At 45.5% G+C, this 22,374-nt stretch carries 23 protein-coding genes; 12 read left to right on the top strand and 11 right to left on the bottom strand.

Going from position 1 to position 22,374, the window contains the following annotated elements:
* The 3 genes from FRZ54_RS22640 (at position 1) to FRZ54_RS22630 (ending at position 4,813) form a co-directional block, all read left to right on the top strand.
* Positions 1 to 2,034, top strand: coding sequence for a glycoside hydrolase family 65 protein (locus FRZ54_RS22640; protein WP_147034079.1), 2,034 nt, complete (start codon positions 1 to 3; stop codon positions 2,032 to 2,034).
* 17 nt (positions 2,035 to 2,051) lie between these two features.
* Positions 2,052 to 3,377: a vanadium-dependent haloperoxidase gene (locus tag FRZ54_RS22635; protein ID WP_228462573.1), complete on the top strand. Its 1,326-nt coding sequence runs from the start codon at positions 2,052 to 2,054 to the stop codon at positions 3,375 to 3,377.
* Between the two features lie 275 nt (positions 3,378 to 3,652).
* Positions 3,653 to 4,813, top strand: a complete 1,161-nt coding sequence (locus tag FRZ54_RS22630; RefSeq protein ID WP_147034077.1) for a glycoside hydrolase family 130 protein — start codon at positions 3,653 to 3,655, stop codon at positions 4,811 to 4,813.
* Between the two features lie 7 nt (positions 4,814 to 4,820).
* Here the strand turns inward: FRZ54_RS22630 and FRZ54_RS22625 are convergent, their stop codons facing one another.
* Positions 4,821 to 5,279, bottom strand: a complete 459-nt coding sequence (locus tag FRZ54_RS22625; RefSeq protein ID WP_147034076.1) for a hypothetical protein — start codon at positions 5,277 to 5,279, stop codon at positions 4,821 to 4,823.
* Positions 5,280 to 5,438: 159 nt separating this feature from the next.
* On the opposite strand from FRZ54_RS22625, the gene FRZ54_RS22620 reads away from it, so the two are divergent.
* On the top strand, positions 5,439 to 6,857 hold the full coding sequence (locus tag FRZ54_RS22620; protein WP_147034075.1) for a glucoamylase family protein: 1,419 nt from the start codon (positions 5,439 to 5,441) through the stop codon (positions 6,855 to 6,857).
* Positions 6,858 to 6,931: 74 nt separating this feature from the next.
* Here the strand turns inward: FRZ54_RS22620 and FRZ54_RS22615 are convergent, their stop codons facing one another.
* A complete protein-coding gene (locus FRZ54_RS22615; protein ID WP_187359699.1) occupies positions 6,932 to 7,306 on the bottom strand; it encodes a LiaF domain-containing protein in 375 nt (124 codons plus the stop codon).
* Positions 7,307 to 7,435: 129 nt separating this feature from the next.
* Between FRZ54_RS22615 and FRZ54_RS22610 the strand changes: the two genes are divergently transcribed.
* Together FRZ54_RS22610 and FRZ54_RS22605 are read left to right on the top strand one after the other, a co-directional pair.
* A complete protein-coding gene (locus tag FRZ54_RS22610; protein ID WP_147034073.1) occupies positions 7,436 to 8,038 on the top strand; it encodes a DUF2238 domain-containing protein in 603 nt (200 codons plus the stop codon).
* Between the two features lie 161 nt (positions 8,039 to 8,199).
* Positions 8,200 to 8,403 carry a hypothetical protein gene (locus FRZ54_RS22605; RefSeq protein ID WP_147034072.1) on the top strand — a complete coding sequence of 68 codons (204 nt, stop codon included), beginning with the start codon at positions 8,200 to 8,202 and terminating at the stop codon, positions 8,401 to 8,403.
* 89 nt (positions 8,404 to 8,492) lie between these two features.
* Here FRZ54_RS22605 and FRZ54_RS22600 read toward each other — a convergent pair whose 3' ends face one another.
* Complete coding sequence (locus FRZ54_RS22600; protein WP_147034071.1) at positions 8,493 to 9,266, bottom strand: polysaccharide deacetylase family protein; 774 nt, start codon at positions 9,264 to 9,266, stop codon at positions 8,493 to 8,495.
* 93 nt (positions 9,267 to 9,359) lie between these two features.
* Between FRZ54_RS22600 and FRZ54_RS22595 the strand changes: the two genes are divergently transcribed.
* Entirely contained in the window at positions 9,360 to 10,613 is a 1,254-nt protein-coding gene (locus FRZ54_RS22595) for an alkaline phosphatase family protein (RefSeq protein WP_147034070.1), read from the top strand.
* 23 nt (positions 10,614 to 10,636) lie between these two features.
* Here the strand turns inward: FRZ54_RS22595 and FRZ54_RS22590 are convergent, their stop codons facing one another.
* Both FRZ54_RS22590 and FRZ54_RS22585 read right to left on the bottom strand, forming a co-directional pair.
* Complete coding sequence (locus tag FRZ54_RS22590) at positions 10,637 to 12,124, bottom strand: pyruvate kinase (RefSeq protein WP_147034069.1); 1,488 nt, start codon at positions 12,122 to 12,124, stop codon at positions 10,637 to 10,639.
* A gap of 117 nt (positions 12,125 to 12,241) precedes the next feature.
* Positions 12,242 to 13,429, bottom strand: coding sequence for a zinc-dependent alcohol dehydrogenase family protein (locus FRZ54_RS22585; RefSeq protein ID WP_228462572.1), 1,188 nt, complete (start codon positions 13,427 to 13,429; stop codon positions 12,242 to 12,244).
* Positions 13,430 to 13,550: 121 nt separating this feature from the next.
* Here FRZ54_RS22585 and FRZ54_RS22580 point away from each other — a divergent pair, with 121 nt between their 5' ends.
* Entirely contained in the window at positions 13,551 to 16,004 is a 2,454-nt protein-coding gene (locus FRZ54_RS22580) for an AsmA family protein (RefSeq protein ID WP_147034068.1), read from the top strand.
* An 11-nt stretch (positions 16,005 to 16,015) separates the two neighbouring features.
* Here the strand turns inward: FRZ54_RS22580 and FRZ54_RS22575 are convergent, their stop codons facing one another.
* From FRZ54_RS22575 to FRZ54_RS22560, 5 genes are all read right to left on the bottom strand, one after another.
* Complete coding sequence (locus tag FRZ54_RS22575) at positions 16,016 to 16,573, bottom strand: helix-turn-helix domain-containing protein (protein WP_228462571.1); 558 nt, start codon at positions 16,571 to 16,573, stop codon at positions 16,016 to 16,018.
* A gap of 82 nt (positions 16,574 to 16,655) precedes the next feature.
* A complete protein-coding gene (locus FRZ54_RS24570; RefSeq protein WP_187359698.1) occupies positions 16,656 to 16,814 on the bottom strand; it encodes a hypothetical protein in 159 nt (52 codons plus the stop codon).
* A gap of 124 nt (positions 16,815 to 16,938) precedes the next feature.
* On the bottom strand, positions 16,939 to 17,247 hold the full coding sequence (locus tag FRZ54_RS22570) for a TetR/AcrR family transcriptional regulator (RefSeq protein WP_147034067.1): 309 nt from the start codon (positions 17,245 to 17,247) through the stop codon (positions 16,939 to 16,941).
* A gap of 248 nt (positions 17,248 to 17,495) precedes the next feature.
* Positions 17,496 to 18,551 carry a TIGR03118 family protein gene (locus tag FRZ54_RS22565; protein WP_147034066.1) on the bottom strand — a complete coding sequence of 352 codons (1,056 nt, stop codon included), beginning with the start codon at positions 18,549 to 18,551 and terminating at the stop codon, positions 17,496 to 17,498.
* Positions 18,552 to 18,838: 287 nt separating this feature from the next.
* A complete protein-coding gene (locus FRZ54_RS22560) occupies positions 18,839 to 20,008 on the bottom strand; it encodes an FAD-dependent oxidoreductase (RefSeq protein ID WP_228462570.1) in 1,170 nt (389 codons plus the stop codon).
* Positions 20,009 to 20,278: 270 nt separating this feature from the next.
* Between FRZ54_RS22560 and FRZ54_RS22555 the strand changes: the two genes are divergently transcribed.
* The 4 genes from FRZ54_RS22555 (at position 20,279) to FRZ54_RS22540 (ending at position 22,040) form a co-directional block, all read left to right on the top strand.
* Entirely contained in the window at positions 20,279 to 20,605 is a 327-nt protein-coding gene (locus tag FRZ54_RS22555; protein ID WP_147034065.1) for an ArsR/SmtB family transcription factor, read from the top strand.
* A 2-nt stretch (positions 20,606 to 20,607) separates the two neighbouring features.
* Entirely contained in the window at positions 20,608 to 21,066 is a 459-nt protein-coding gene (locus FRZ54_RS22550; RefSeq protein ID WP_147034064.1) for an SRPBCC family protein, read from the top strand.
* A complete protein-coding gene (locus tag FRZ54_RS22545; protein ID WP_147034063.1) occupies positions 21,063 to 21,476 on the top strand; it encodes an LIC_13387 family protein in 414 nt (137 codons plus the stop codon). The genes FRZ54_RS22550 and FRZ54_RS22545 overlap by 4 nt, the downstream gene beginning before the upstream one ends.
* Before the next feature lie 105 nt (positions 21,477 to 21,581).
* Entirely contained in the window at positions 21,582 to 22,040 is a 459-nt protein-coding gene (locus FRZ54_RS22540; protein WP_147034062.1) for an SRPBCC family protein, read from the top strand.
* A 142-nt stretch (positions 22,041 to 22,182) separates the two neighbouring features.
* Here the strand turns inward: FRZ54_RS22540 and FRZ54_RS24565 are convergent, their stop codons facing one another.
* Positions 22,183 to 22,341 carry a hypothetical protein gene (locus FRZ54_RS24565; RefSeq protein WP_187359846.1) on the bottom strand — a complete coding sequence of 53 codons (159 nt, stop codon included), beginning with the start codon at positions 22,339 to 22,341 and terminating at the stop codon, positions 22,183 to 22,185.
* Positions 22,342 to 22,374 lie beyond the last annotated feature (33 nt).

Here is a 22,374-nt window from a genome sequence, read left to right as displayed (position 1 = left end):
ATGAATAAATTGTATTTAAGGTTATTCAGTATATGCCTTTTTTTCAGCACGATAGCGAGTGCCCAGGATGAATGGATAGTCAAGGCAGATAAAATAAATCCTTCGAATTACTACGGCGTAACTGTGGCCAATGGTATGATAGGCATTGTATCCTCGCCGGAGCCCTTTAAGGTAAAAAATGTGGTGTTAGCCGGCGCCTATGATCTTTACGGGCGCGGGCGCGTGAGCAACTTCCTGAACAGTTTTAACCTGCTCAATATGTACCTGGAGATCAATGACAAACGTATTGACGCGGGTAACATCAGCAATTTTAAGCAGGAACTGGACATGCAGCATGCTGCGTTTACCACCAGTTTTGATTTTGGGGACGAAGCCGCTGTAAAATACACTTACTACTCGCTGCGTAATTTACCCTTTACGGTTTTGATGGATATTTCGGTAACCGCCAAAAAGCCGATCAAAATAACCGCTGCCAGCGTGATGGAGGCGCCGGATGCCTTGAAAGATGTTCAGAATTACTATAACGAGATAGACCGGCCGCATGTAACCATCAGTTTGCTGACATCGACGGCAAAAAGCCCGACTGGAAAACTGCAACTATGTGCATCTAATACCTTTTTGTTTAACGAGCAGCACGGGCAGGAGCCCAGGGTGATACACGAGATGTGGGATAACAATATGCACCTGATGAAGTTCAGTAAAACCATCGCTGCGGGGCAAACCTACCAATATGCTGTGGCGGGTTCGTCGATTACTTCGGCACACGATGCCGACCCGCTGAACCAGGCCGAACGATTGACCATGTTTGCCAAGTTGGAGGGCCGTGACCGGCTGATACAATACCATAAGCAAGCATGGGACGAGCTTTGGAAAAGCGACATCAAAATTGAGGGCGACCCGCAGGTGCAGCAGGATGTACATAGTATGTTGTATCATTTGTATTCGTTCTCTCGCGCGGGAACAGCTTATTCCCCATCGCCGATGGGATTATCGGGGTTAGGATACAACGGCCACGTTTTTTGGGACGCCGATCTATGGATGTTCCCGGCGGTACTGGTGTTGCACCCTGATATTGCAAAATCGATGGTCGAGTACCGGTTTCAGCGATTAGCCATGGCAAAGCAAAATGCTTTTGCACACGGATACAAAGGGGCGATGTTCCCCTGGGAAAGTGCCGACAGCGGGGTGGAGGAAACTCCGGTTTGGGCATTGAGCGGCCCTTTCGAACATCATATTACAGCTGATGTTGCGCTGGCGGCCTGGAAATATTACTGCGTAACGCAGGATAAACAATGGTTGCAGGAAAAAGGCTGGCCCATATTATCAGCCACAGCCGACTTTTGGACAAGTCGTGTTGAGCGGAACGGCCCCGGCCATTACGACATTAAGGACGTGGTAGCTGCGGACGAATGGGCCGAAAATGTTGATAACAACGCCTTTACCAACGCGGCAGCGAAAGCGAACCTGCAATTTGCCACAGAAGCTGCCAAAATCCTCGGCCTTAAAGCTGATCCCGATTGGCAGGTAGTAGCCGATAATATCCCGATCCTGAAATTTCCGGATGGAGTGACCAAAGAATTTGCTGCTTACCATGGCGAAGGTATTAAGCAGGCCGACGTAAACCTGCTGGCTTACCCGCTGAATACGATAACTGACCCGGCACAAATAAAAAAAGACCTGGAGTATTATGAAACCCGGGTTCCGAACGCGGGTACGCCCGCGATGACGCAGGCGGTGTTCGCCCTGCTGTATGCAAGGCTGGGAAATGGCGAGAAGGCTTACCACTTTTTTAAAGATGCCTATGAACCGAACCTGAATCCGCCTTTCAGGGTAATTGCCGAGACCAAGGGCGGAACAAACCCATATTTTGCCACAGGTGCTGGGGGTATTATCCAAAGCCTGCTGATGGGGTTCGGCGGTTTGGATATAACGGACAAGGGGATTGTCCAGGTCAAAAGCAAGCTTCCCTCAAAATGGAAATCGATCACCATAACCGGGGTTGGTCCTGACAAAAAGACTTATATTGTTAAATGATCCAAAGAATAAATAAAATGAAACGCTATTTGCTAATTTTTGCCGCAGCCGGTCTGTTTTTTACATCGTGTAAAAAAGCCGATTATCAAAAGATACTGCACGATCCGACGCTTTACAGCCGCACCGTTTTTGCATTGAACGATGTGGTTATGGGTAATAATTTTACACCACCTGTTGCTTCGCGCAATTACGCCTATGCCAATGTAGCAGGTTACGAAGTTATTGCGGCAGGAGATCCCGAGCATTATAAATCGTTGGTAGGACAGCTGAATGGCTTTAAAGAAGTAGCAAAACCGGGTAAGGACGAGGCAATAGATTACGAATATGCATCGCTGCTCGCATTTTGCCGGGTAGGCGAAGCCGTGACTTTCCCCGAAGGAAGTCTGAAGTTTTATACCGACAGCCTGCATAAGATCGCGGTAGATCATGGAATGCCTTCGGATATGATCGCCAATTCTGAAAATTTTGCAAAGGATGTGGCCACATCAATTTTGGCATGGAGCAAGGGTGACAATTATTCCCAAACGCGGACGATGTCTAAATTTGCCATTAATGACTCAGCCTGGCGCTGGGTACCTACCCCGCCGGGATATTTTGAAGCAGTTGAGCCGCACTGGGGCGAAATAAGAACAATGGTAATGAGCAACGCTAAACAATATAAAGTGCCGCCGCCGCCTGTTTTTAACATTACAGACAAAAATAGTCAGTATTATAAGGAGGTGATGTATATTAAAAATACCGGCGACAGTTTAACTAAGGACCAGATACATAACGCTGATTTTTGGGATGATAACCCACAAAAGATGAATGTATCGGGGCACGTGATGTTTATTACCAAAAAGTTTTCGCCGCCAGGGCATTGGCTAAGCATTGTGGGGATAGGGGCACAAACGGTACATGCCGATTTCAATACAACGGTATGCGCCTATGCAAAAACGTCCATTGCATTATTCGATGGATTTATCGAATCGTGGGCGGCAAAATATATCTACAAAACTGTTAGACCCGAGACCATAATCGACAAATATTTCGATGCGAACTGGCGCCCTCACCTGCAAACACCGCCGTTCCCCGAATATACCTGCGGGCACTGTACTATATCTGCGTCGGCGGCAGAAGCGCTCACCAGCGTTTTAGGAGATAATGTAGCTTACACCGATACTTCGGAACTTCAATTTGGTATAAAGAACCGCTCGTTTAAGTCGTTCAGGGACGCCGCAAACGAGACAGCTTGGTCGAGATTTTACGGCGGAATACACTTTCATAACTCATGTGTTATATCAAATAAGTTTGGAAGAATAGTCGGCGACTCGGTAGCGACCAGATTAGTGATGAAGAAGTAGATGAAAATTTGACCAATAATTAAAATGTGTCTATATTTTTGACTATTTAATTGTTTGTAGTTGCTTAATTATCAAATAGTTGTATTGTATTTTTATTGATTTTACTTATATTTTTTTTATAAAAAAAGTACAGCGACTATGAATGATGTACACCAAATAATATTAGTCGTAATTTTATATTACACTCAGTTACTCAATAAATTGTGTGTATGTAAAATTGGTTTAGTTATTAGGTAGCCAGCGATTGGCTACCTTTTCTTTTTTAAAATCAAACCATGCTCAAACCATTACTATTCATCTGTTTAGTTTTATTATCGGTAAATACATATACCGCAAAACCGGTTCATCATAAACCTGCTACAAAAAGCACGATCAGCAAGGACACCGCTGATTCGTGGGCGCTGCTTCCTTTTATCAAACTGGACAAAGCAAACCCGATTCTTGGGCCGGGAAAAGGGGTATTTACCGACCCGATACGGAAGGCAAAAGTAGCCTGGGAAGAAAAGGATGTTTTTAACCCGGCCATTGTTACCCGTAACGGGAAAGTTTACATGCTTTACCGCGCACAGGATAAAGCCGGCACGTCACGTATCGGGCTGGCCACCAGCACGGATGCGGTGCATTTTGTACGGTCGCCGCATCCTGTTTTTTACCCGGATAACGATGCCCAAAAGCCACAGGAATGGGAAGGCGGTTGCGAGGACCCAAGGGTAGTAAGGGACGACAAAGGTTTTTATTATATGACCTATACCGCATACGATGGTAAATTGGCCAGGCTTTTCATAGCTACATCAGTAGATCTTTTACACTGGAGAAAATGCGGGAACGTATTTAGCAAAGCCTATCATGGTAAATACCTTAATAAGTGGGCGAAGTCGGGATCCATCGTATCAAAATATGTTGACGGGCAAGCCGTCGCCGTCAAAATAAACGGGAAATACTGGATGTACTGGGGCGATACGCAAATATTTATAGCCACTTCGACCGACCTGATCAACTGGACACCTGTTGAAATGAAAAAAGGTGAACATCCGCCCGTTCCTTTGCGGGATGCGGCGCTTACCGTATCCGACCTGAAAGTAGTACTGCCAACCCGAACAGGGAAATTCGATAGCGATTTGGTAGAATCAGGTCCGCCTGCAATGATCACCGATAAAGGTATTCTACTGATCTATAACAGTAAGAACCTCGCTACCGGAGGGGATAAATCGCTTCCGGCAGGCACCTACGCTGCCGCCCAGGCTTTGTTCGATAGAAATGACCCTACTAAAATACTCCACCGCATGGATCACTATTTTATTAAGCCGGAAAAGCCTTATGAAATTACCGGCCAGGTTGGGCAGGTTTGTTTTTTGGAAGGGCTTACGCAATTTAAAGGCGCATGGTATATCTATTATGGCACAGCCGATTCAAAGATCGCGGTAGCGAAACACTAATCAAACACTACTTTGTAAGCTTAAAAACGTATTCCATTGTTGCCGGCGTAACGCCGTTGATGGCAATGTTCCTGGTGTGGCTAAAAATAAATTGAGCGGGCGTTAACGCATATATTTTGCACGTTTCAGAATAGGCAAATTTTCCTGTATCGGACAGCGTAAAACTCGTGTCGGATAGCGGAGTATAGAAGCCCCGGTTATTAAGGTCGATCGTAGGGTCATCCAGGAATTTTGAAGCCCAGGTGCCGTTTTTATTGAATTGATAAAAAGAGCCCGACGGGTTAGCGTAAACCATGCCGGAAGGAATGATATTACCGGCAGTATCGCGGAAAACGGTTGTTACTGAAATAAAATTCCATTTGCCCAGCATTTTGTTTTTTAATGATGATACGGGAGCCCCGATATCGTTTTTCTTGCAGGATACGATCGCAGCAGCTATAAACGCGAGGCACAGCAACTTTTTCATAACTGATTATAAGGTGATTCTATTGTTTTATTATTATCCAGGGGCCAATAAATTGTAAAATATTTATTAAAATCCCACATTTGATCACAACGATGCCGTCCGAAACGAGCCGGGCCATCCACATAAACCATACGTTCAGAAATACCCAATTGTAACCCGATGAAACGCAGTATATCAATATTGTTACTTTTTTGCCTGTGCGGCAGCCAGTTATTTGCCCAACGGCAGGCGAAGAAGCCCGTCGTTCATGCTACGATCAAGCCGGTTGGTATTGTCAAAAATATTCCCGATTCGGTTTTGCTGGATATTGTACAGCGGCAGACCTTCCGCTATTTCTGGAATTTCGCGCACCCGGTTAGCGGACTGGCGAGAGAGCGCGACAATACGGTACACGCTGAATATTACTGGGACTATATCAATGAAGCTGATGATGTGCCGAATTTCAGCAAGGGAACATTCGGCCCGGAAGCATGCGCTATCGGGGGAAGCGGTTTCGGCATTATGGCTACGGTGGTTGCGGTGAACCGGGGCTGGATTGGTCGCGATACCGCTTTGAAGCGTTTGGTGAAGATCGTCGATTTTTTAGCAAAGGCCGATTGTTACCACGGCATTTACCCGCACTTTATGAACGGGGTAACAGGCAAGACCATACCTTTTGGCCGCCTCGACGATGGCGCTGATATTGTGGAAACCTCCTACCTGTTTATGGGACTGCTTACCGCAAGAGAGTATTTTAATAAGGACGTTCCGCTTGAGAAATACTTTCGTAACCGCGTTGCAGAAATGTGGCGCGATGCCGACTGGAACTGGCACAGCAAGGGCGACAACAAAGCGCTTTACTGGCACTGGAGCCCCAGGAATGATTTCGACATGAACTTCCCGGTGTTTGGGTACGACGAGGCATTGATCACGTACATTGTTGCTGCTTCATCCGAAACGCACCCGATATCCAAAGAATTATATGAAAACTCGTGGGTGAAAAGTGGCGGCTGGAAGAACGGTAAATCGTACTACGGCATTAGGCTTCCGCTTGGTAATTACGAAAAAGGCGGGCCTTTGTTCTTTGAACAATATACCTACATGGGGATCGACCCGAACGGGTTGAAAGATGACCATGGGATAGATTATGCCGAGCAGGTAAAAAATCATACCCTTATCAATCGAGCTTATTGCATTGAAAATCCAAAGAAATTTAAAGGTTATGGCGCTAATTGCTGGGGCCTTACCGCCGGCGACAGCTGGAAAGGCTACGTGGCCCATTGTCCAGAGGATGACCGCGGGGTAATTCAACCTACTGCAACTTTATCATCGTTCCCCTACACGCCTGAATATTCCATGCAGGCGCTGAAGCATTTCTATTACGACCTGGGCGATAAAATTTGGGGCCCTTACGGCTTTGCCGATGGTTTCAGCGAAACGCATAACTGGTACGCCAAAACTCATTTGGCAATAGACCAGGGGCCAATAGTGGTGATGATAGAGAACTACCGCACCGGGCTGATATGGAAATTGTTTATGAATTGCCCTGAGATAAAAAAAGGGTTGAAGGATTTGGGGTTTGAGAGTAAGTATAATTAAGTTAAACATTAGGAGCTCCCGTTAAATACGGAGCTCCGGTATATGATGGGCCACAATGCTGTGGAAATGAATGTTCAGCAATTATGCTGTATCTCGACATTGGAGCAAACCGAGTTGCCTTTGATAACCAGCAACTTGTCGGAATTGCGGCTTTTGTAAATGTCGTTGCGGTAATCGTCTACAGATGCGAGCACTTGACTAAGATCGGTTTCCACGCGCCAGTCGCAGGGAACGGTGATGCTGATAGCGCCGAAGGCCAGTGATAGGTCGAGCACGGCGTGACCTTGCAGGTCGGCGTTGGTAAAATCCAGCTCGGTATTGCCAAACACATTGGTAATATGCCCGCCCTTGAAATCTTTTGACAGGATAGTTTTTTCGATGTTGCTGAAAACTGAATTCAGGAAGACCATATCTTCCTCGTTGGGTATCACTGTTGACTCGTAATTCATGGCTTTGCGTTTTAACATGATCAAAACTACAACACGCCCGTTAAGCCGGGTAGCCCTACTTTGTAAAGGAATAAAAATTCCCGGTGAACGGCAGGATTGGGTCGGTGAAAGTTTTTCCTATCTTGTGGTATGAATAAATACCTAACCCTCGTTATCCTGTTCTTCGCAGGCCTTATCATTTCGGCAATAAACCCACATGATTACTTTACCTGGATACTGGAAGTTTTTCCTGCTATATTGGGCTTCCTGGCGTTATTGCTTACATTTAAGCGGTTCAGGTTCACTTATCTAACCTATGTTTTTATCCTGCTGCATTGCTACGTGCTGTTTATCGGCGGGCATTACACTTATGCGATGGTGCCTGCGTTCGACTGGATACGCGATGTGTTCCATCAAACACGGAACAACTATGACAAAGTGGGCCATTTTTTCCAGGGATTTGTTCCGGCAATGATCATCAGGGAAATATTCATACGGCGCGATGTTATTCAAAGAAAAGGCTGGATAGCTTTCCTTACCATTTGTGTTTGCGCCACTATCAGCGTATTATATGAACTGTTGGAATGGTTGGTATCTGTCACATCCGGTTCGGCGGGCGATTCGTTCCTTGGCACACAGGGCGATATATGGGATACACAGTCAGATATGTTGTTCGCAATTATCGGCGCAACTTGTATGGTGCTGCTGTTATCAAAGGTACAGGACCTGCGTATATCCAAAATGCAAACCTGACAAAAAGTTGTTTTCCACAGCATATTTGGTTAAGTGGAAATGTTATTTAAGTAAAAAGCAGGCAATTAGCCTACTCCAGGTGGATAATTGTGGATAACTCATCGCTGAATATTACCGGAATCTTGCCGAATTTGCTGTTCAGTAAATAGACTACCCCAGGAATGTTTGAAAACAGGATGAAGACGCTGGCCGAATTGCAGAAGGAAGCAAGCGAAATTCAATTGAAGATTCGACGACTTTTACTGAATAACTACAACTACGACGATGGTATTGCCGACCAGCTTACCAAAATAGCCACTATTGCCGATCTTCGTAAGAAATTCGTTGCCCTTGAGCGTGAGATAAGGGAACGGACCGGCGAATAAGGCTGTCTCATCCTAACTCGTCTTGCAAAAAAATATCGTTTATTACAAATCAAAGTCCTCTCCTTTGGAGAGGATTTAGGTGAGGCCATTTATTTGTTTTTCTCAGCGTAATCCATCGCTTCTTTAAAAGTTGCTACCCAAATATTCTTTTTATTTTCTTTCAGGTAATTCAGTAACTCGCGGTGCGCCGCTGCTGATGTGGTGATATAATCGCCGCCCACGCCGTGGAACATAAAAATACCCATGCCGCCGCTTTGCTCTACTTTTTTTACAAATTCGATTAGCTTTTCTCCGGATGTTCCCTGTTCCAAACCATACGAAGGGACTTTTAAAGGGTCAAGATCTTTGAAATCGGTTATAATCGCGTTGGTATCGCCACCGATGCGGGCATACCTGACAGTACTATATTTCCGGATAGAATCCACATAATCTTTGCCGCCCACGCTTGTTTCAGTACAAGGGTAGGCATAGGTATAACTGCTTCTGCCATCCACGGCATACAGCAGGTGGTTCATTACCTCCATTTCGTGAATGATCTGGTGCACGGTATAATGGTTTGATGCCACGGGGTTGTCTTCGCCGCTAAGGCAGGGGTGAAACAAAGTATGGTTAGCCAGTTCGTGCCCCTCTTTGCTTGCTTTGCGCCAGCGCGGAATGGTGAGGCTGTTGATCTCGCCGGTAAGGAAAAAGGTACCCTTTAAACCTGCTGAATCGAGTTGGGGGATGGCAACATCCAGTTGGGAGGCGATGGCATCATCATACGTCAGCACGATGCACGCCTTGGCATGTTTTGGCCAGGTCATTTTTTGCTGGGCCTGTGCAGCAAAATTCAGCAACAACAATAGCAATGTGAGTTTTTTCATAAAGATGATAATTGGTGGTTAAATATAACAATTACTTAATTCTATGCTTTTTTCAAAACCCCTACATTTAACGCTTTAAAAAAGGCAGCTATTATGCGTATTCACTATAAGTTATTAACGGTATTGCTATTGGTATCCTTTCATGGATTCTCCCAAAACCGGGTAAAGAAAGCCGTGTTCATCATAGCCGATGGCATTCCGGCCGATGTGATAGAACAAGTGAATACACCCAATTTGAAAGCAATTGCCGCAAAAGGGTGCTATATGCGGGCTTATGTGGGTGGTGAGAAGGGCGGCTATTCGCAGACGCCAACCATTTCGGCCAATGGCTATAACAGCTTGCTTACTGCTACCTGGGTTAATAAGCATAACGTTTGGGGTAACGAGATTAAAGCGCCAAATTATAACTACTGGACTATTTTCAGGATGGTAAAGAATGCGGATGCCGCAAGAAAGATAGCTGTTTTCTCGAGTTGGACCGATAACCGTACTAAGCTGATGGGAGAGGGTTTGCCACAGACCAACAATTTGAAGACGGATTTTAAAGCCGACGGGTTCGAACTGGATACCAATAAATTTCCCCATGATAAGGCAGGCAATTATATGCATTTGATTGATGAAAAAGTATCGGAAGAAGGGGCCGGATGCATTAAACAAAACGGACCGGACCTAAGCTGGGTTTACCTGGAATATACCGATGACATGGGGCACGCGCACGGTGATAGTCCGCAGTTTGAAGATGCGATAAGGAAGATGGATGTACAGGTTGGCCGTATATGGGATGCCATACAATACCGGGAGAAAAACTTTAAGGAGGATTGGCTGATATTTATCACTACCGACCACGGCAGGAGTGAACTAAATGGCAGGGATCATGGCGGGCAATCGCCACGGCAGCGCAGCACCTGGATGGTGACCAATGCGCATTTGCTTAATGACTATGCACGGTATTATACGCCTGGGATCATCGACATAACACCATCCATACTCAGATTTATGAATATCCGGGTACCCGAAGAGCAGCAACGCGAAATGGATGGCACTTCGTTGATAGGGCCGGTATCTGTCGCCGCGCCGCAGGCAAATTTTATACAGGGCAAGCTGGATATTGCGTGGAAGGCACTCGATGTAAAAGGCAATGCTAAAATATTAGTTGCGGCCACCAACGATTTTAAGGAAGGCAAAAAAGACGGTTACCAATTGCTTGCCGAAGTGCCGGTTAGTGATGCGCATGTCAAAGTAGATGTGAGTAAGATGCCTTCCCAGTTTTATAAGGTTTGCATACAGGCGCCGGGAAACACCGTAAACCGATGGGTTATACTGCCATCAAAACCAGCGACTAAATAAGTATAACCTGCAAACACAGGGCATTACTTATCTCCAATAAAATGCGATGCAATAGAAAGACTACGAAAAAGGCGCCTGTTCTTGAAATTGTTTTTGCGCCCACGTTTCAGGATGTCTTTCAAAGTGTGCAGCACTTGGAGGGTGTAATCTCCTTTGTTTATCATCACGCAATCGGCCTGAGCAGCATGGGCAGCATCGGTAATTTCACCGCGCGTAGCTATGCCTTGTTTCTGCATATTTTCCAAAACCTGCGTGGCCCATACCACAGGCGTATGCGCCGCCTCGCATATCCACAATATCTCGTCCTGTATCTCACTCATTCGTTCAAAGCCGATCTCGATAGCCATATCACCCCTGGCCACCATCACACCGGTCGGCCCCTGTTTCATGCCCTGCAAAATTATTTCGGGCAGATGGTCGACGGCCTGCTTTGTTTCTATTTTTGCAATAACAGGGAACGCGGACTTATTTAACCGGGACAACTCCCTTTGTAATGCCTTCATATCAGCGGCGCTGTTTACAAATGAGAACCCCAGCATATCCGCATGCTGTACAATAAAAGGCAGGCACTCCAGATCATATTTTGTAACCGGCGTGACGCTAAAACCGGTATCAGGGAAATTTATTCCCTTATCACTTTTAATAACCGGTTTTTTTGTGGCGATGTGGGTGATCATCAGTACTGCAGATTTATTTTCGGCGTTTTGTACCACCGCTTCAAACAAGCCATCGTCAAAAAATACCCGGTGCCCGGGCTGCAGGTATTCCACTATACCCGGCAGGGTACAATGGATAACTTTTTCCGACTTCTTAAAATGATTTTCCTGGTCCGTCAGGATCACTTCGTCTCCTTCAGCTACCTTCAGCTTACCCCGCTGATGTTTACGGCCGACGATGTGTGTCCGTATTTTTGGTCCGGCCAGGTCCATATACAATTTGCAGGGCTGGGCAGTTTGTTTTTTTGCCTGCTCAAGGTTAAGGATCATCCTGGTCCAGGTTTCCGGGTTGTCGTGGGCGCAGTTAATGCGGGCTACGCGCATGCCGTTTTCCAACAAGCTGCAAATCAAATCAAAATCATTCTCAAAATTAGTATCGAAAGTAACCATCACCGGGATAGTCTGATCGGTGGGGGCACCTCCGAGTAACCCGGTAATATTATGTTGTAAATGCCTGATGCCACTTTCTACATCCACCTCGCAGCCGCAGGACGGTTTATCGCCCAGCCGTTCCATTACCTGCATTAATTGCGATTTGATATGGCTCTCGCTGCTTGCCAGCGATGATAAACCGCTTTCATGGAGCTTTACCTGTAAAGTTTCAACATTTTTTGACCGAAGTGACAAGTAGTCGATGAGGTTAATTGCACTGTTACGATAGCAGACTTTAACTCCTTGTATGGTATCCCGGTGTTTCAGCTCGGCGTCGAGCATTTCTTCATAAATCTTTTTGAGGTCCTTCAGCACTTCTTCGGTGTGCTTCATCGGTGCGGTATCAAGTTGTTCTATTAACATATATCGTGACAAGTGGTTGTTTTATTGAGGTTGATTTAATTAAAGGCAGATAAAAAACTCCCCGGAAATTCTCCCGGGGAGCCTAGCACATGATCTGTTCTTTACCCATGGTCCAGATCATTCTTCGTTGGTCAATATCACCTTGAGAGCTTTTTCTTTTGCCGCATTGCCGAAGGTTTCGTAAGCATCCATTACGCGGTCGAGCCGGAAATGGTGTGTTATCAGCTTATTAGGATTCAGTTTTTTAGATTTTACGGTTTTTAACAGCATCGGAGTGGTTACCGTATCCACGAGCCGTGTGGTTATCGTAATGTTTTTTGCCCAAAGCGTTTCGAGATGAAGTGTTGCGCTTTTTCCATGAACACCGATGTTGGCAACATGACCGCCCGGCGCTATGATATCCGTACAAAGTTCGAACGTTACCGGTATTCCCACCGCTTCAATGGCAGTATCAACTCCTTTACCTCCCGTAAGACTTTTGATCCGTTCCAATACGTTTTCGGTGCTGTTGTTGATCACCTGTGTGGCACCAAATGTTTTGGCTACATTTAGCCTGTTGTCGTCGGGGTCAATCATAATAATTTCGCCCGGAGAATAAAATTGGGCCGTTAGCAAAGCTGCCAAACCTATTGGCCCCGAACCTACTATTGCTACAGTATCGCCGGGCTTTACCTGTCCATTTAAAACGCCGCATTCAAAACCCGTAGGTAAAATATCGCTTAGCATAACCAGTGCCTCTTCATCAGCGCCTGCAGGGATGGGATATAAACTGTTATCGGCATGCGGTATCCGCACATATTCGGCCTGGGTGCCATCGATCAGGTGACCCAGTATCCATCCGCCGTCCTCGCAATGCGAATACATACCTTTTTTGCAATACTCGCATTTGCCGCAGGATGTAATGCACGAGATAAGCACGTGGTCGCCTTTTTTGAAATTGCCTACGGCGCTCCCGGTTTCTTCTACAATGCCTACACCTTCGTGTCCGATGATCCGACCGTCGGTAACTTCAGGCACATCGCCCTTCATAATATGCAGGTCGGTACCGCAAATGGTGGTTTTAAGTATTTTCACTATCGCATCGGTAGGTTTGACGATCGTCGGTATTGGCTTTTCTTCCCATGCTTTTCTACCAGGCCCGTGATAAACCAGGGCATGCATTGTTCCGGCGAAGTTTACTTCGGGCGATTTTTCGTCCGGCTGATATACTAAAGTTTCCATGATTGAATGTTTAATGTCATAAATAATGATGATGATGATACAAATGTCGGGTGTTATGGTCCCGAAATAAATGATGGCTGTCATTTCAGAAGGTGATCTTTGCTTTGTTTACCGCCCGGTTCAGCGGCCGCACCGGACTTTGTAACAGCCTTGAGACCATAAGCTTAAAACAAAAGGCAATAAATCGTACTTTGTATTAAGCTTTATGCCACGCACGCTAAAAATAATTTTGAAGGTAATTGCAGCATTTGTTGTGGTTATCATCCTGCTGTTCTTCGGCAGCCTGTGGTATATTACACATAATAAGAGTAAAGTTTTAAAGCTGGTAAATGACGAACTGAACGCCAAGTTCGACGGCACCGTTATCATAGGCGATATGAAGCCAAATTTTTTCCAGCATTTCCCTAATATTTCGCTCGGCCTTAAAGATGTGCTGATACGCGATAAGCGCTTTGCCGAACATCACCGCACCCTGCTGGATGCTAAAGACTTTTCGATATCGGTAAAAGCCTGGCCGCTGTTTACGGGTAGTCTCGATATAAATCACATCGATATCAGCAATGCTACGGTCGACCTGTTTACCGATAGTACCGGGTATAGTAACCGCTCGGTTTTCAGGAGCGGGCATCCAAAAAGGAAGGATACATCATCGACAAATAATTACGATTCGCAGCTGGGCCGGTTTTCGCTAACTAATGTCAATTTTATAGTAGAGGACCTCCATAAAAAAAAGCGTTTCGACTTTATCGCCAACCGGCTGAACGGTACAATGCGTAACCCGGATACAGGCTGGAATGCGGCTTTCCACATGGATGTAACTGCCAAAAGCATGGCATTCAATACAAAAAATGGCAGCTTTATAAAAAATAAGGTGCTGGAAGGCGACCTGACCGCAGGCTATAACAGCGAAACCGGCAGGCTCTGGGTCAAATCACCCTCGCTGGATATTGCAGACGATCCGTTTGTGGTGAACGCTGTTTTCCAGACGTTGAAACAGCCTTCGAGCTTCAATATTCACCTGGAAGCAAAAAAGGCAATGTGGAGGCGTGTTTCGGCTTTACTTTCGGAAAATATTCAAAAGAAGCTCGACCAATTTAATATTACACAACCCATAGCGGTCAGGGGAATTATTTCGGGCAGTTTTGCCGGCGGGGGCGATCCCTCGTTGTACGTTACTGCTACTGTTAAAGATAATACCGTAATAACACCAGGCGGCACGATAGAACATTGCAGTTTTGGCGGTGTGTTCAGCAACGAATATAAAAAGGGCGCAGGATTTAGCGACGATAACTCAGTCATCAGGCTCGTTAATTTCCAGGGTACTTACCTTCAGATGCCATTTTGGATGGCCGAAGGAGATATTATTGATCTAAAGCAGCCTATAGCCATGGGCGATTTTAACGCCGACTTTCCGCTGTCTTATGCAAATGGCGTAATGGCAAAAAGTGTCGCCCGGTTTACCCGCGGTCGCGCCATTATGCATCTTAAGTACAGGGGCGACATCGTAAACTACCAGTTAAATAAACCGGTTGTTGCAGGCAGCATTATTTTAAGGAACGCCAACTTTAAATATCTGCCCGAAAATATCAGCTTTGTAAATAGCGCCATTTCCCTTCTTATTAAAAAGAACGATCTTTTTCTGCGGAATATTCGCCTGCAAAGCGGTAAAAGTGTGGTGAGCATGGAGGGAAGGGTTAATAATTTTATGAACCTGTATTACAGCGCGCCCGAAAAAATACTGGTACACTGCGATATAAGCAGCCCGCAGCTTTACCTGGGCGAGTTTTTAGGCGTTATAAGTGGCAACGCGCAGGACGGCACCCCAACAGAACAGCCAGCCGGGGATGATAACAGCGGCAATGTAGTTACGCAACTGAACACCGTATTGCAAAAATCACGTGTTGATATGAACCTGAAAGTGAACAACGTTTACTATAAAAAATTTGTAGCGACGGATGTGCACGCGGAAGTGCTTACATCGGAAGATAAAGTTGTTATCCGGGACGTAGGATTAAAACACGCGGGCGGCTCTTTAAAGATGAACGGATCGGTGTCCAAAGGGCGAAAATCAAACCAGCTGGACCTGAACACAGTAATAAGCCATGTAAATATCCGGGAGTTTTTTAGCGCGTTCGATAATTTCGGGTTGCAGGATTTTACAGCCGACAACCTGAAAGGATATTTGTCAGCTAAAACACAGATAGCCGCTTCGATGTCGGATCAGGGCAAATTAATGCCTAAATCTATTAACGGCACGCTCGATCTGAACCTGCAGGACGGCGCCCTTGTGAATTTTAATCCAATAGGCAGCATAGCCAAATTTGCGTTCCCGCGGCGCGATCTGAAAAACATCCAGGTACGCGAACTGAACGGCCGCTTTGACGTGCACGGTGATATGATAACGGTTTACCCGTTAAAATTCAGCTCGAGCGTGTTGAATATGGATGTGGCTGGTGTATATGGCTTAAATGGCGGAACAAACCTGGCGCTGGATGTACCGCTGCGTAACCCCAAGAACGATACAACCATAACCAACCAGGCCAAACTCGAAAAGAAAAGGTACAAAGGCATTGTGCTGCATATCCGCGCGATATCCGATTCGACAGGCAGGATCAAGATCGGCTGGAACAAGGACCGGAAAAAAGAAGAAGGTAAATAAGTTACGGCCAGCTAAATATGGTCCAACGCTTTGCGCAAGTGGATCCCTTGTGTTTTGAATTGTGACGGCGTTAACCCGGTAACTTTTTTGAATTGCGCCGATAAATGAGCAACACTGCTGTAGCCTAATTTGTAAGAGATCTCGTTCAGGTTCATTTGGTTATAAGCCAGTAGTTCCTTAACTTTTTCTATTTTCTGCTGTATCACGTAATGTTCTATAGTGATGCCTTCAGTTTCTGAAAATAGTTTGCTTAATTGTGAATACTCCTTGTTAAGCTCGCGGGACAACACTTTGGGGAAAGAGAATTTTTCATCTTCGAGGTAATGAATATGATCGACTATGATGGATTTTATCTTTACGATCAACTGGCTGCGGTTGTCATCCAGCAATTCAAAACCAGCCTGCGACAATTGGGCCCTGAATCGCTCGGTGTCGCCCGGCGAAAGGGGTTGAGTTAACAGGACCTCGCCCAGGCGGATATCTGCAATGCCGGCATCCAGGTTACCAAGGATACTTTCTACCGCTTTAACGCAGCGCAGGCAAACCATATTTTTAATATAATATTTCAAGGTCTGATAATATGAAATGAAGATAGTAGCAAAATACGGGTTATTTATAACCGATTCAATTTGTTTTGTCTCATAAAGCAGTTTAATAAAATAGCCACCCCGGTGTGGAGCGGCTATCTGAACCAAATTCGAAACACATATTATTTGCAATTTTTGCAGGTGCAATTGTCACCGCAGTTGCAGTTTGTGCAAGTGCAATTTGGGTTTGAACATTTTTGCCCGTTTTTCTGAGATATTTCACTCACGCTGATTTCTGATTTCATGATCTTTTTTTAATTATTTGATGGAACAAATGTCGCTGCACCGGGGCACTTCGCTATTATATCGTGTTGGGAAAGATTTACAGAATTCGGGCGAAAATGCTTTTATGCTACCTGTCTCCTTTCTATGGTTTCATCTGCTTTTTTATTACCTTCTATTCCCCTTAATATCGTTCGATAGAACTGGGAGAGGGCAAACGCCGAAACACGGCTTCCGCTGATGCAGATATAATCGGCAAAAAAGAACTTGAGTACTTCAACGAATATTTCTTCCTTGCTGTTGAAATATTTACGTATGGTTTGTTTTGTTACGCCTGCCTGGTCGGCAATTTCTTTGACAGAAACTTGTTTGTGATTCTTACTAAGAAATAATCTTAAAGAAGATGTAAGAATGTGTTGACGTTCGTTTGTCATTGTAATAGGTTATTGATCGTTAATAGGACTTGCCTGAACGACTTCGTTAAATTGAATTGATTATTGATTGGATTAATTGCTGCCGGCAAAACAGGTGAGCCTGATACCTGTTGACGACCCGGGGTTTGATCGGAGACTGTTGACGGAGCAGATGGGGTGCGTTAATCTATTACTACGTTTTGTGTTTGGAATTAGCTTTCAAAACCCGGCCGGTGCGATGCCCGGCTGGGTTAAAACTGAATTAACTATTACTTGCTTATTTTCAAAAATCCAAATAGTCCATGAGTTTCTTCTTTAGGACCGGCGGTAAAATACAAGGGGTCATTGACACTCGCGTTGGTTTTCAGGAAGTCGAGCGCCCATAAGCCCTCGATACCTAAGGTATGACCATTACTTTGCAATTGCCCTTTGTACTTTCCAGACATGTCGAATATGTTTACGCGCCCGTCGCCAAAGTTACCTACCAGGATAGTAGCTCCGTCGCCGGCAAAACCCGCTGGTGCCTGGGTAATACCCCAGGGCGAATTTAGCGTGCCTTGCGAAGCAAAGCGCTTCACCAGGGTGCCGTCAGGTTTGAAAATATTAATGTATCCATTTCCGGGTGCCGCATCGTCATCTTCGTTATCCGGCCCTTTCAGTTTGGCATAGGAAACGTACAGCATACCTCCGATATTCTGGATGTTAAACGGCCCGAAACCATCCGGTAAATTAGGGTCGGTGAAAGGTTTAGTTGTTAAATATTGGAAATTGCTGTCGAAGACATCGATTTTTTTGCCCTTAAAATTGGCAGCATACAAAAAATCGGCATTCCCGTCCTTCGCCATTGCTAAACCTTTGTATACGGCAGCAAATTGCGAGCGGTCTGCGACTTTTTTTGCACTGTCGTTCATTATCCAGGCTGTTATAATGCCATCCTCACCAGCGAAAATAAATTTGTTACTTCCAAATGAAGTTCCGCCATTAAATACGATACCGGTGGGCGAGCCCGGTTGATGTGCGTCAATTGAGGGTATCAAAGCAGGCTCCCGCAGCGCCTGGCCTGTTTGATTATAAATTGTGCTGAGCCCTTTGTGATTGGATACGGCCCATATGATACCATTGGGATTCGCAGCCAGGCCCCAGGCATTGACAAGATCTGTGTCTATTTTTGCGGCATTATACCCGGCAGTGTCGGCTACAAGATTAGTTTGAATGACATCGATCAGTTGCTGCTGACGCGGCGGCTGATTTTTTTTGCACGAATAGGTGCACACGACAGTTGCGAGGCCTGCAAGCAGGGCTTTGGTAATGTTTAATTTTTTCATTCTATATAAATTTGTTGTTAATCAGCCGTGGCATACCATAGTATGCTGCTTAACATCCCGTGCATAAGTGTCCCTCTCAGCGGTCCTTTACGATCACATTAAATTGCTTTTCGTTATCGGGCAAATGTTGTCAAGCATAAAGATCAATCCGAAGAAAATCTTTATGCTGCTAAAGAAGATAAAAGGGAGAATTGAGGTAAATTATTTACACAAAACAGCCAATATTCTTGACAAATGAGATGGTCACAGCCGCTTTGGTTCAAACGGCTTCTTCTTAAATAACACTTTCAGCCGTTTTGTTGAAACATGCCCAGCATGTGGTCAAGTCCATCAGGCGAATGCAGTGCTGCGGTCTGTTCCATGGTCATGCGCGCGGTTTCAACTGCGCGAATACGCATTTTGCTTTCATAGGCCGCTATCGCACAATGGACACTGGGAATGTCTTTGCTTAGTAGACATTCGGCAAGTTCCAAAGCATCCAGCATAGCCATATTTACGCCTTCCCCGGCATAGGGCGGCATCAGGTGAGCAGCATCGCCCAGCATAGTAAGGTTCGGCAGGGCAATCCAGTTCTGGTCGAACGGCATACAATATTGCAGGCGGGGAGTAAATATAAAAGAGTTTTCAAACAGTTCGTCCCATATATCGGCCCACCCGGCAAACTCTTTTTTGAACCAGGCGAGCACCTGTTTGTTGTTCGAAAAATCGACTCCGCAATCTTTTGCCCACGATTCGTCGGCATAAAAACCGGCATAAAACACAAGGCTGCCGTCGCCTTTGGAACTTACGATGAGTGATTTTCCGTCGGCCAGGGCAAATATCTTTCCCCCGCTTAATAGTTGATGAATATTGGGGCTCACACTTTCAGAATTATAAACGGCACCTTCCAATGCTGTAATGCCCGCGTAAAATGGTTTAACAGGGGTGATATATGGGCGTATTTTTGAATTGGCGCCATCGGCTGCGATCACAATGTCGGCGAATGCTTCGGAGCCGTTCTTAAAGTCCAACCTGAAAGCGCCGTTCTGTTCGTTCATCGAAACGAAGTTGCTGTCCCAAATCACGGTTCCTGACTGCAAAGAATCGAGCAATATTTCACGCAGCGGCCCGCGGTCTATTTCGGGTCGGGCTAATTCGTCATCGTCGGTTGCCGCAAAATCATCCTCAAAAAGTATGGTTGCATCCTCGCCCGTTATGCGTGTCTTGTCGGCGCCGGGGCGATAGTTGGCTTTAAAATGGTCCATGAGACCGGCTTTGGACAGCGCTTTTAAGCCCGAATCGTAGTGCAGATCGAGCGTAGCGCCCTGCACCCGTACCGAGCGGTTTTCGTCGCGCTCATAAACTTTTACATCGGCGTCGTTCATTTGTAATAGGCGTGCCAGTGTCAACCCACCGGGGCCGCCGCCAACAATCGCTATGCTTTTATCCTGTATAGAATTCATTTTGTGAGTTTTCATATCCTTACTTAGTGAGACGAACGATCAGTAAAAACATTTTAACTTTTCCAAAGAAAAGCACCCGAAATAGACGCCTAAAAAACATCCTCGGGATTCAATAATCAGAAGTGCACCGCAACTATGTCATGTGCCTGGTAAGTCCAGGAAATTGCCGGTAAAGAGAGGTGTTAACAAATTGGAGCTGTCTTATATTAAAAAATTTGCATGTTTCATTTTTATTGGTAAGTTTGTACTTACGGTAAGTTTATACTTACTAATTGATGAAATTTTATGAGCGCAAGTGAAAGAGCATTCAACGCCCTCGGTGACCCCACACGCAGGGCGATCTTCGAGAAATTACGCGATCGGCCCCTGGCGGTGGTAAATATTGCCGACGGTTTGCCTGTGAGCCGGCCGGCGGTGTCGCAGCACCTTAAGGTGCTAAAGGAAGCGAAACTCATCAGCATTAAAACCCATGGCACCAGGAACGTTTACGAAGTGAACCGCGAAGGTATTTTGGCGATGCGTGAATACCTCGACAAATTTTGGGATGAAGCACTGGTCAATTTTAAAAAACTTGTTGAAAACACTGAAAAAGAAAATAGCAAACCCCAATGAGTATGGAAACCATCAGCTTAACTTCTATCAAAAAAGAGTTCACGGTAGCGGCCACCCAGGAAACGGCCTTTAAAGTTTTTACAGAACAAATGGATATGTGGTGGCCGCGAACACACCACATCGGCAGTGCCGATATGACCGAAATTGTAGTGGAGCCTTTTGTTAACGGACGCTGGTATTCTAAACACGCCGACGGTAGCGAAGCCAATATCGGCTATGTTTCAACTTACCAGCCTTACGACCTGTTTGTGCTGGCCTGGCAGATAAACGGCGAGTTTAAGTGCGACCCTAATCTTATTACAGAAGTAGTGACGCAGTTTATCCCCGAAGGACCGAATATGACACGTGTGAAATTTGAACATAAGGACCTCCATAAGCTGGGCAGCGGTAAAGCCGTGGAAAGCATGAATGAAGGCTGGGGAACCATCATGGAACTTTACAAAAAGCAAGCTGAACAGTGAAGCCGAAAATTTTATTGCGCATAGCGAGCATTATTATGCTGCTGCATACACTTGGGCATACTATGGGTGCCCTAACCTGGAAGGACGCGCCAAATGCGGCCGTGAAACAGGTGATAGACGGGATGCTTGGTAACCGCTTCGATTTTATGGGGTGGTCGGTAAGTATGGGAGATTTTTTTGCGGGTTATGGTTACGGTATGATCGGCGTATTATTGCTGATCAGCATTTTATTGTGGCTTTTGTCTGCCGAACCAAACCGTCGCTTCATTTTGGCATTGGGCTTGTTTTTACTGTTCTTGTCTATTATCGAATTTATTTATTTCTTCCCTTTTGCTGCTGCGTTTTCGTTCGTGGCGGGCATAGCAACTTTATTGGGTATGAGTGGGGGTGTAAGAAAGTCAAACATTTGAATTGAAATCAATTTCTAACATTTAAAATCATGGTAAAAGTAATTTTTAACAACTATTCTACGGTTGCTGAAAGAAGCAATGCGGAGGCAATGAAAGGGGGCAGCTATGAATGAACATGATTTCACTACAAGCTTCCTGGTTGATCAAAGTCCGAAAGACGCTTTTGAAGCGATCGCAAATGTCCGCGGCTGGTGGACAGAAGGGGTGGACGGCAACACTGAAAAACTAAATGACGAGTTTTCGGTCCAATTCTGGGATGTGCATTATTCCAGGCAAAAACTGGTAGAAGTTGTTCCGTATACCAGGATAGTTTGGCAGATAACCGACAGTAAGCTCACTTTCATTGCAGATGAAAGCGAATGGACCGGTACTAAGATCATTTTTGATATTGCCGAAAAAGGTGATCAAACCGAAGTGCGGTTTACGCAGATCGGCCTGGTACCTGAAATCGAATGTTATAAGGATTGTTCAAACGCCTGGGGAGGCTATATCAACGGCAGTTTGAAAAGCCTTATCGCCACTGGTAAAGGAAAGCCGACAACCAAAGAAGAACTGAATCGATAATCGTCAATAATTCACGATTCGTTGGTCCGCCGGCGTTTTAGTGGTTGGCTAAAGCAACAAGTTCTTTCATTGCCTTCTATGTTGTGATTTGTACGACCTGGTAAAAATCCGTGCGGCAGTCTTTAAGGTTTCTTACACTGACTTAAGCGTGCAACTGGTCCAATAATTTTAGGTCGACATCCGCTATCAGGATCATTTCTACATTGGCAGTGGCCTCGCTTTTTACGGCGTTGGACAGAAAAGCGAAATTGCTGGGTGGGAGCAGGTAGTTTGCGGACACCGTTGCGGGACAAACAATCATTCCGTATTAACCTCCCAAACCTTCGGTTATTCC

Origin of the sequence: Mucilaginibacter ginsenosidivorans, from assembly GCF_007971025.1 — a bacterium.
GTDB lineage: Bacteria > Bacteroidota > Bacteroidia > Sphingobacteriales > Sphingobacteriaceae > Mucilaginibacter > Mucilaginibacter ginsenosidivorans.
This window is presented reverse-complemented; position numbering and strand designations above follow the sequence as displayed.